The 9913-nt window shown below is 59.5% G+C and carries 7 protein-coding genes and 1 pseudogene; 3 read left to right on the forward strand and 5 right to left on the reverse strand.

What is annotated here, in order from left to right; translation table 11 throughout:
* Positions 1-301 precede the first annotated feature (301 nt).
* Positions 302-1120: an EAL domain-containing protein gene (locus tag BLW03_RS19655; RefSeq protein WP_083350671.1), complete on the forward strand. Its 819-nt coding sequence runs from the start codon at positions 302-304 to the stop codon at positions 1118-1120.
* Between the two features lie 15 nt (positions 1121-1135).
* Here BLW03_RS19655 and uvrB read toward each other — a convergent pair whose 3' ends face one another.
* Positions 1136-3121 carry an excinuclease ABC subunit UvrB gene (gene uvrB, locus BLW03_RS19660; protein WP_074655659.1) on the reverse strand — a complete coding sequence of 662 codons (1986 nt, stop codon included), beginning with the start codon at positions 3119-3121 and terminating at the stop codon, positions 1136-1138.
* A 135-nt stretch (positions 3122-3256) separates the two neighbouring features.
* Between uvrB and BLW03_RS19665 the strand changes: the two genes are divergently transcribed.
* A complete protein-coding gene (locus BLW03_RS19665; protein WP_074655660.1) occupies positions 3257-4654 on the forward strand; it encodes a DUF418 domain-containing protein in 1398 nt (465 codons plus the stop codon).
* On the opposite strand, the pseudogene BLW03_RS19670 reads toward BLW03_RS19665, so the two are convergent.
* The 3 genes and pseudogenes from BLW03_RS19670 to BLW03_RS19675 all read right to left on the reverse strand — a co-directional run.
* Positions 4651-6663, reverse strand: a pseudogene (locus BLW03_RS19670) (ADOP family duplicated permease); the annotation flags it as partial. The gene BLW03_RS19665 and the pseudogene BLW03_RS19670 overlap by 4 nt on opposite strands.
* Before the next feature lie 15 nt (positions 6664-6678).
* Complete coding sequence (locus BLW03_RS20230) at positions 6679-7302, reverse strand: permease prefix domain 1-containing protein (protein ID WP_083350673.1); 624 nt, start codon at positions 7300-7302, stop codon at positions 6679-6681.
* Positions 7299-7640, reverse strand: a complete 342-nt coding sequence (locus BLW03_RS19675; protein ID WP_074655661.1) for a PadR family transcriptional regulator — start codon at positions 7638-7640, stop codon at positions 7299-7301. The genes BLW03_RS20230 and BLW03_RS19675 overlap by 4 nt, the downstream gene beginning before the upstream one ends.
* Positions 7641-7740: 100 nt before the next feature.
* Between BLW03_RS19675 and BLW03_RS19680 the strand changes: the two genes are divergently transcribed.
* The gene (locus BLW03_RS19680; RefSeq protein WP_074655662.1) at positions 7741-9192 is read left to right on the forward strand and encodes an MFS transporter; all 1452 of its coding nucleotides are present in this window, start codon (positions 7741-7743) and stop codon (positions 9190-9192) included.
* Here BLW03_RS19680 and BLW03_RS19685 read toward each other — a convergent pair.
* Positions 9189-9905, reverse strand: a complete 717-nt coding sequence (locus tag BLW03_RS19685) for an HAD family hydrolase (RefSeq protein WP_074655663.1) — start codon at positions 9903-9905, stop codon at positions 9189-9191. The genes BLW03_RS19680 and BLW03_RS19685 overlap by 4 nt on opposite strands.
* Positions 9906-9913: the final 8 nt, after the last annotated feature.

Consider the following 9913-nt stretch of genomic DNA (forward strand, 5'->3'; position numbering starts at 1 on the left):
GAACTTATAACGTCGCGGGACAAAAACTGTGACATTCTACGGTCATAACGTCGTCGGTCACACGATTGTTCGCATGTCTATGCAACTAAGTGTGTACGGAGGACGCTTCTGTTGTGCGTATCATTGGCGCATAGACGCCGGTGAGCGTCGTTGCTGTATTGCGTTTTGGAGAGCCCCGCAACTCTCATTCGTCTTGGTGACAGATCTCTCCCGGGTCTATGTAGAAATTGCGTCAACGCACGGCCAGTGGCGATCGCATCGCCGCGGCAGGGCGGAGGCGTCTTGAGGAAGGCCGGGTTCAATGCAGGAAGTGGAATATCAGCTCTGGGTTCGGGAGCAGGAGCGCAAGCTCCGGAGTGGTTCTCCAAAACCCATCTTGATCAAGGGTGAGATTCCAAGCTTCTCCATGGCTTTCCAACCCATCGTCAATGTTCTGGACGGAACGACCTTCGCATACGAGGCCTTGGTGCGTTCGGAGGCGGGCGAGAGCGCGCACTCGGTCCTGTCGCGTGTTCAGCCGCGTAATTTCCATCTGTTTGATAAGGCCTGCCGCTCGCGCGCGATGACAGACGCGATCCGGTGGGGTCTGCTGCAGGATCCGCTGCCAAGTCTTTGTGTCAATGTGAATCCGAACGCAGCGATCAGCGCCAACAGTCATCTGCGGCTCACCTGCGATGAGGCAGTCAGTGTCGGTTTCCCATTGAACCGGATGATCATCGAACTGGTTGAGGACGATGAGATTTGTGACTTCGACGGGCTTAAGCGCGTGCTGGACGACTACCGTGCCTGTGGCGTGAAGATCGCGATGGATGACTTCGGTGCAGGCTATTCGGGCCTGAAGCTGATGTCCAAGTTGCAGCCAGACATCATCAAACTGGATATGGCATTGATCAGCCGGCTGCATGTTGACCGGACGTCGCAGGTCATCGTGAAGGCGATTGTGCAGGCCTGCTTCGAACTCGGGATTACCACCATCGCAGAAGGTGTCGAAACCTACGAGACGGCGTTGCGACTGCGCGATATGGGCGTCGTCTACCAGCAGGGTTATTACTTCGCTCGACCCGGCTTCGAGCATCTGCCGCAGGTAACGTGCGCGCTGCCGGAGCCGACCATCGGCTAGGCAGCGCCGCACCCGTTACGAGAAGAAAAACTCCTTCGTACGCATCTCCTTGATCTGGTCGCGGAGCTTCGCAGCTTTCTCAAACTCGAAGTTCTTCGCGGCTTCGCGCATATCCGATTCCATGCCGGCGATGTGTTTGTCCAGCGCCTGCTGATTCGGAAAGTCGGCCACATTGTCGTCGGTTGTCACATCGACGTAGTCAGCTTCTGCGATGCCGACGAGCGCTTCTCCGATCGGACGAACGACAGACATGGGCGTGATGCCGTGCTCCTCGTTATAGGCGACCTGCTTCTCGCGGCGTCGGTCGGTTTCATCAATCGCGCGACGCATGCTGTCCGTCATAACGTCGGCATACAGGATCGCCCGGCCTTCCAGATGTCGCGCTGCACGGCCAATGGTCTGGATCAGAGAACCCTGCGAGCGGAGAAAGCCTTCCTTATCGGCATCCAGAATCGCGACGAGCGAGACCTCTGGAAGGTCGAGACCCTCTCGCAGCAGGTTGATGCCGATCAGCACGTCGTACTCACCCTTGCGCAGGTCGCGCAGCAGTTTGACGCGTTCAAGTGTCTCAATTTCCGAGTGCATGTAGCGGCACTTCACACCGACCTCGGTGTAATAACCGCTTAGATCCTCGGCCATGCGCTTGGTCAGAGTCGTCACTAGGACGCGCTGGTTCTTCTCGACGCGATCACGAATTTCGGCGAGCAGGTCGTCGATCTGGCCCTTGATGGGACGGATTTCGACCGGCGGGTCGACCAGGCCAGTGGGACGGATGATCTGCTCGGTGACGACACCTGCGGACTTTGTGAGTTCATATGCGCCCGGTGTTGCGCTGACATAGATGATCTGGCCGGTTCGAGTCTCGAACTCGTCGAATTTGAGCGGGCGATTGTCCATCGCGGACGGCAGGCGGAAGCCGTAGTCGACGAGATTGCCCTTGCGCGACCGATCGCCATGCCACATCCCGTGAAGCTGCGGAACAGTGACGTGGCTTTCATCGATGAAGACCATGAAGTCGCGGGGGAAGTAGTCGAAGAGTGTCGGTGGTGGCTCGCCCGGCAGTCGCTGGCTGAAGTGCCGCGAGTAGTTCTCGATGCCGTGGCAGTAGCCGACGGACTTGATCATTTCCAGGTCGAAGCGGGTGCGCTGGTGGATACGCTGCGCCTCCACCATGCGGCCTTCCTTCTCAAGCTGCGCCTCCCACTCGACCAGCTCGCTGACGATGCTGTCGATCGCGGAGGACTTGCGTTCGGGCTGCACGACGTAGTGACTCTTGGGATAGATGGGCAGGCGCGCGTACTTCTGCTTGACCGTACCGAAGAGTGGATCGATCTGCGAAAGTGAGTCGATCTCATCCCCGAAGAGCTCGATGCGGTAGGCAAGTTCGTCATAGGTGGGGAAGACCTCGATGACGTCGCCGCGCACGCGGAAGGTGCCGCGTCGGAAATCGCCGTCGTTGCGGTCGTAGAGGATTTCGACCAGGCGACGCGTGATGTCCTCTCGCTTGATCTTCTGACCTTTCTCCAGCAGCATCAGCATGCCGTAGTAGGCTTCCGGAGACCCGAGACCGTAGATGCACGACACGGACGAGACGATGATGCAGTCGCGACGTTCAAAGAGAGAACGCGTTGCGGAGAGCCGCAGCTTGTCCAGCTCTTCGTTGATCGTCGCTTCTTTCTCGATGTACAGATCGCCCGAAGGAATGTAAGCCTCGGGCTGGTAGTAGTCGTAGTAGCTGACGAAGTATTCAACGGCGTTGTTCGGGAAGAACTGTTTGAACTCGTGATAGAGCTGCGCCGCCAGCGTCTTATTATGTGCCAGCACAATGGCGGGGCGGTTTGCCGCTTCGATGACCTTTGCCATGGTGAAGGTCTTGCCAGAGCCTGTGACGCCCAGCAGCACCTGATGTTTTTCGCCGTCTCGCAAACCGGCGGTCAGTTCTGCGATGGCGCGTGGCTGGTCGCCCTGCGGTGTGTAGTCGGTCGCTAGCTGGAAATCCATCCTTACAGTTTACCTTTTGTTCGCCTTTGGGAACCGGAAACGAGATCGCTCCGTATGTTGTTTGAGGACGCGGCGACGAGTGGTAGCCTGCGTCTGTTTCCGTTCCCATCAAAAACATCTTTTGCGGGGTAGCTCATGGGGAGCACATCGGTTTCGTTCGACGAAGCAGCACTGACTGCGGGAACGCCGGAAGAGCTTGCCGGACCACCGGAACCAGTGCAATTTGCCCCGGTCGCTCGCCAGGAGCGCATCAACAGCCTGGATGTTCTGCGCGGTTTTGCGTTGATGGGCATCCTGATCATGAACATCACGGATTTTGCCTACTCCTATACGTCGTACCTCATCCCCTTGGGAACCTGGCTGCCGACCTTTACTGGACCGCACGCCAAAGTGAACACCGCAGTCTGGATGTTGCGCTGGATCCTGGCTGAGGGAAAGATGCGAGCGTTATTCAGCATGCTGTTCGGCGCCGGTGCAGTGCTGCTGACGGACCGAGCAGAGCGTCGCGGCGGCGGGGACCGTGTCGCCGACATCTTCATGCGGCGGAACATGTGGCTGGTGCTGATCGGATTTCTTCACGCCTTCCTTATCTGGAACGGCGACATTCTGTTCTGGTATGGCATCACCGGTCTGCTGTTCCTCTATCCCATGCGCAAGCTGCCGCCAAAGACGCTGCTGAAAGCTGCGGGCTGGCTGCTGCTGGTGTGGATCCTGATTGCAGGCGTGGGCCGCACGATGGGTGCCTATTCCACGGAGAAGGCTGGCCGTGAGGCTGTTGCAGCCGCGCATCAGGGAAAGACACTCACAGAGAAACAACGCGGTGCGATCGTTTCCAAGGTTGAGCAGGATAAACGGTGGCGTCCTCTGCGCATCGACGTGGAGAAGAGCATCGCAGATCATCACGGCTATCTGAAGGCGCAGGGGACCGACGCCAAGTCATCGCTGCAAAGCGAGCAGGCCATCTACTTTGGCTTCCTCGACGTGTTGATCTTCATGATGGTCGGCATGGCGCTGTATAAGAATGGCTTCCTGACGAACCAGCTTCCTGCAAGCGTCTACGTTAAGACGGCGGTCATCGGCTATCTCATCGCGATCCCAATCACGACTGTCGGCGTCATCCAGGCATGGCGTGGCGGTTTTGAAATCGTGTCCTCGACGGCCTGGCTCATGGGTCCTTATGACCTTTGCCGCATCAGCGGAGCGCTGGCAAACGCTTCTGTCGTTCTGCTTATCCTGCGGGCGGGCGCACTCCAGTGGCTCACCAGGCGCATTGCTGCTGTGGGGCAGACGGCGCTGAGCAACTACCTGCTTACCAGCATCACCTGCCAGTTCCTGTTTCTGTGGGGACCGACCCACTGGTACCAATATCTGGAGTACTACAAGCTGTATTACGTGGTCGCGAGCGTCTGGACCCTGAACCTCATCTGGAGTCCCATCTGGCTGCGTTACTTCCAATTCGGACCGGTTGAGTGGCTGTGGCGTTCGCTGACTTATTGGCACCGTCAGCCGATGCGGATCGCGACCGCAGCTTAATCGGCACGTAATGCGTCGGTGGGATTGGCGAGCGCTGCGCGGCGTGCCGGGATCATGCAGGCTCCCAGGGAACAGAGTGCGAGCAACATACTGACCACGGCGAGCGTTGCAACGTCGAAGCGTGCGACGTGGAAGAGGATGCCTCGCAGCAAGGTTGCGGAGAGCAGTGCCAGGGCGATCCCGATGGCAGTGCCTGCGAGGCTTAATTTGCCAGCCTCCGTCAATACCAGAGCATAAATGCGCTTGCGCGGCGCTCCCAACGCCATGCGCACGCCGATCTCGCGAGTGCGGAGTGAGACAGAGTAACTGACGACGCCATAAAGTCCGACCCCACACAAAAGCAACGCGAGCAGCGCGAAGGCGCCGGAGAGCCACGCTGCACCGCGGTGCAGTATGGCGCTCTGAGAGCTCTCGATGTGATCTGTCATAGTCATGATGTCGGAAGCGACGAGATCCGGACTTATCGAATGAACCGTCCGCGCCGCCGATTCCAGCACGGCTCGTTCGTCGCCCGAAACGCGCAGCGCAATGGCCGGGGCATCTATGGACTGATAGGCCGCATAGTAAGCGGCAGGCCACATCTCGTCGTCGAGTGCGGCCTCATGCAGATTGTCTACAACGCCGACGATCGTCTTGATGGACTTGGGACTGAGGCTGGTATCACCAAAGGTCTTTCCAAGAGGGTTCTCGCCGGGGAAATACACCTCTGCGAAACGACGGTTCACGATAGCCACAAGGGGCTTGCCGGCGTTGTCGTCATCGTTGAAGAATCGGCCGTGCAGCAGCGGGACACGGAGCGTCTGGAAGTACTCAGGAGATGCACTGCGAGCGTTGATTTCGATGTGTGTCCTGTCGTAGGGGCGCCCTGGAAAGCGGATCCAGTCGGTATTGCCGTTGAAGCTGACGGGAAGCACACTGCCGAAGCCACCGGCGGTGACGCCGGGCAGCGCCCGAAGCTCGTCCATGACACGTCGCTCGATGGCAAGCTGTGCGACATCCGTCGGATAGATCTTTGCGGGAATCCCGACGCTGAGCGTGACGAGATGCGCTGGATCGAAGGCAAGGTCAGTGTGCAGGAGATTGATGAGGCTTCGCGCGAGCATACCGGCACCGACGAGCAGTACGACAGCAGTGGCAATTTCTACCATGACGAGCATGGACCCAAGACGCCTCCAGCTGAGGCTGCCTGCACCTGCGCTGCCTTCGGCCATGTTCCGTTGCAGGCTTTTCAGAGAAAGTCGCAGCGCGGGGACCAGTGCGAAGAGCAACGCAGCAACCACGGCTTCGGCACACGCGAAAAGGATTGTATGCGCGCTGAGACCGACTGCATCGAAGAACGGCATACGGCTCCGCATCTGGTCCGGGAGCAACAGCATCAGGAGGCGGATGGCGCCGCCCGCCGCTGCGATACCCAGAACAAGGCCCGTGACAACGAGCATGCCACTTTCCACCGTGAACTGACGGAGCATGCGTGCCTGCGTAGCGCCTAGCGCTGCACGAAGTGCGAATTCACGTCGACGACTTTCAGAACGCGCGAGCAGCAGACCGGCTACGTTGATGCAGGCAATCGCGCAGAGCAGCAGAGCGGCGGTAAGCAACGTGTAGAGCACGGGCCGAATCTTGCCGATCACCTCCTCAGACAATGGCTTCGCGACGCCACCCTGCCCCCGATTGGTCTCGGGGTACTGTGCCTGCAGGAGAGTTGCGATGCGCTTCACGTCGGCATCCGCCTGCGCGATCGTGACGCCGGGCAGCATACGCGCGACGCCATTCAGGGAATGGCAGCTGCGTCGGTCTTCGCAGATCCCGTCGAAGGGTTGGATCGGGCTGATGACGCCCAAGCGCCCTCGTGGTGCGAACTGGAAGCCTGCGGGCAAGATGCCGATAACGGTGTAACTCTCGCCCTCCATCTGAATCGATTGATTCAATAGGTTTGGGTCGGCATTGAACTGCTGCCGCCAGACATCGTGGGTAAGCAGGACGACCCTTGGTGCGCCCCGCAGGTTGTCCGCAGCATTGAGATCTCACCCAAGCTCAGGGCGAACACCGAGTGTCGACAGGAAGCCGCTGCTGACACGGATGGCAGGTGTGGGCGTGAGTGTGCTGCCGGACCGTATTTGATAGCCGGCATAACGCCACACATCGAAGGCCTGAAAGGAGTGGGATTGTTGCTTCCAGTCGAGGTAATCCTGCCACGACAGGTTCGCCGGGCCCATTTGACGGATTTCCTCCGTCACCCATGCGAGGCGTTGCGGTTCGAAGTAGGGCAGTGGGCGAAGCACGGCGGCGTCGACAAATGCGAAGATGGCAAGGCTGGCACCGAAGCCGAGTGTGAGCGTCAGAATTGCGGTGAGCGTGAAGCCGGGGCGGCGGAGTAGTTGCCGAAGGGCAAAGCGGATATCCTGCACGGCCTCCTCCAGCGCCGGTAGCGTGCGGCGATTGCGGACGGCTTGCATGGTCTGTTCCAGGCCGCCAAGCTGGATGAGTGCCTGGCGCCGTGCCTCAGTATTCGGCAGACCACGCTGTTCGCCGTCCTGAATCATCAGGGCCAGGTCATGCTGCAGTTCTTCCTGCATCTCCGCCTCGTGGCTTGGCGCAGACCAAAGGCCGCAGACACGCGCGAAAAAGGAACGGACGGCGGCGATCATCGTGCGCTCTCCAGCGCAAGAAAGCGCGCCATGATCTCGCTGGTCTGCTGCCAGCTCTTGGTTTCGCTGGCGATCCGTCGGTGACCTGCGCGGGTGATGCGATAGAACTTGGCTCGCCGGTTGTTGTCCGAGCTGCCCCACTCGGTCTCGACGTAGCCCTCCTGCTCAAGCTTCACGAGGGCGGGGTAGAGCGTTCCGTAATTCAGCGCGAGCAGGTCGCCACTGGTCTGCTCAATCCTGCGCGCAATCCCGTAACCGTGCTGCGCTCCCACGGACTGCAGCGTCTTGAGGACCATGAGACTCAGGGTGCCCTGCCAGATGTCGGTGCGATCGCCCATAACGCGTCTCCTATGGTGAAACAACATGAGATCCTATGGGTATCCAATAGAACACCGCCGGAGCCTGCAGGCAAGAAAAATCGTTGGGTAAACTTGAGTCTTGAAAACTTCAGAGAAGGCGACCGATCCGTCAACCCTCCGCGGCCACGCGCTCGCCGTCGCGCTGCTGGCAGCGGGTGCTCTCTTCATGGAGAACCTTGACGCGACGATCATCGCGACCGGTCTGCCCACCATGGCGCGTGACTTCGGGACGTCCGCCATTGCGGTGAATGTCGGAATTACGGCATACCTGCTGACATTGGCAATCTTCATCCCTGTGAGCGGATGGATTGCGACGCGTTTCGGCGAACGCCGTGTCTTCGCTTCAGCCATCCTGATTTTTACGGTTGCGTCCGCGCTGTGTGGCATGAGCCACACGCTGCCGCTCTTTACGGCTTCACGCGTACTGCAGGGGATCGGTGGTTCGATGATGGTGCCGGTGGGCCGGCTCATGGTGTTGCGTGCCTCCACGCAGGCCCAGTTAATGAAGGCGATCGCCTATACGATCTGGCCTGCACTGGTGGCACCCATCCTGGGACCACCCGTTGGCGGTTGGATCCTCAGCTTTGCGAGCTGGCCGTGGATGTTCCTGCTGAATGTCCCGATCGGTGTGGTGCTCTTTGGCCTGGTGATGAAGATCGTGCCGCCTGACGGAGAGACACGTCGCGAGTCCTTCGACTTGCCAGGCTTTCTGCTTGCGGGCGGTGCTTCGTTCTGTCTGATGTACCTGCTCGAATCCATGCAGGCTACGCCGCTGCCGTTGGTGAAACTGCTGGTCGTCGGCGCACTTGCCGCGGGACTCTCCGTGGGCATGGTGCGTTGGATGCGGACTGCACGCGAGCCACTCTTCCGGATGGAAGTCTGGCGGATCGATACTTTCCGTGTAAACAACGGCCCCGGTTCACTCTTCCGTATGGCCGTCTACTCAGTCCCGTTCTTGTTGCCGTTGCTCTTCCAGGAAGCGTTCGGTTTAAATCCGCTGCAGTCCGGTTCGCTGACCATGGCGGTATTCGCGGGCAATCTGGCGATGAAGCCGCTGACGGCACCGCTGCTGCGACGCTATGGGTTCCGCCAGGTGCTGATCGTGAACGGCTTCTTCACGGTCGTGTTGTTGGCAGCTTGCGGCTGGCTTCGCGCGGACAGTCCGAGATTACTGATGCTGGGCGTCCTGTTTCTTGGCGGACTTGGCCGCTCGATGGAACTGACCTCGCTGACGACTATCGGCTACGCCGATCTGCCCAACAATCTGAAGGCCAGCGGGACTACGCTGACGACCACAATCAATCAACTGACGACGAGCCTGGGTGTCGCAGTCGCAGCTCTTGCCCTGCATATCAGCGCGTCGTTGCGCGGTGGTGTGAGTGCCTTTGATTTCCGAGTGGCGTTCTTTGTGATGGCCGTGTTCGCAGCTGCCAGCATGCCCTCATACTTCCGTCTGCACCCGGGCGCCGGCGCCGAGGTAAGTGGCGCCTCCATCCGGCAGGAGCGGGAAGCGGCGCCTGCCGAAGGCTAAAGCAGAAGCGTCCGTAAGCCGCTGATCCACTCTGTCGGACTATCGACGATATGGTCGGGTCTTGCCTCTCGCAGGCGCTCCGGGGCAAGACCGTAGCTGCAGCCGAGACAGAGTGCGCCGGCGTTGCGAGCGGTCTCCACGTCGACATGCGAATCACCGATCAAGACGGTTCGCTCCGCGATGACCTGCCGACCAAGCATGGCGGTGGCCTCCCGGATAAGAGCGTTCATGCCGAACGGGTCTGGCTTCTTCTGTGGGAAGCTGTCGCCGCCGTAATTCTGAAAGAAGAACGGGGAAAGGCCCAGTCCGTCACAGATGATCCTGGAAGGACGGAAGGGCTTATTCGTCAGGATCGCCATTGGAAGTGTCGGTGCGACCTGTTGGATCCGCTGCAGTTCCGCGATCACCCCGGGATAGGCGAAGGTAAAGTCCAGATTGTGGGAACGATAGTAGTCCAGGAAGAAAGGCAGCGCTTCCGCCATCACGCTGTCACTCGCGTCGCCTGTCGCTTCAAGAGCCCTTCGTACCAGCATCGCTGCGCCATCGCCGATGAATTCAGCGATGCGCTTGTCATGAAGCGCAGGCCGCTGAAGGTAAGCGAGTGTTGCATTGACGGAATTGGACAGGTCCTGCTGTGAATCGATGAGGGTTCCATCGAGATCGAAGACCAGAAGATCGCAATCCAAGCCCTTCGCCGGTGTCGAATCAGGCATACTTTCTC

This window comes from Terriglobus roseus, assembly GCF_900105625.1.
Classification (GTDB): Bacteria; Acidobacteriota; Terriglobia; order Terriglobales; family Acidobacteriaceae; genus Terriglobus; species Terriglobus roseus_B.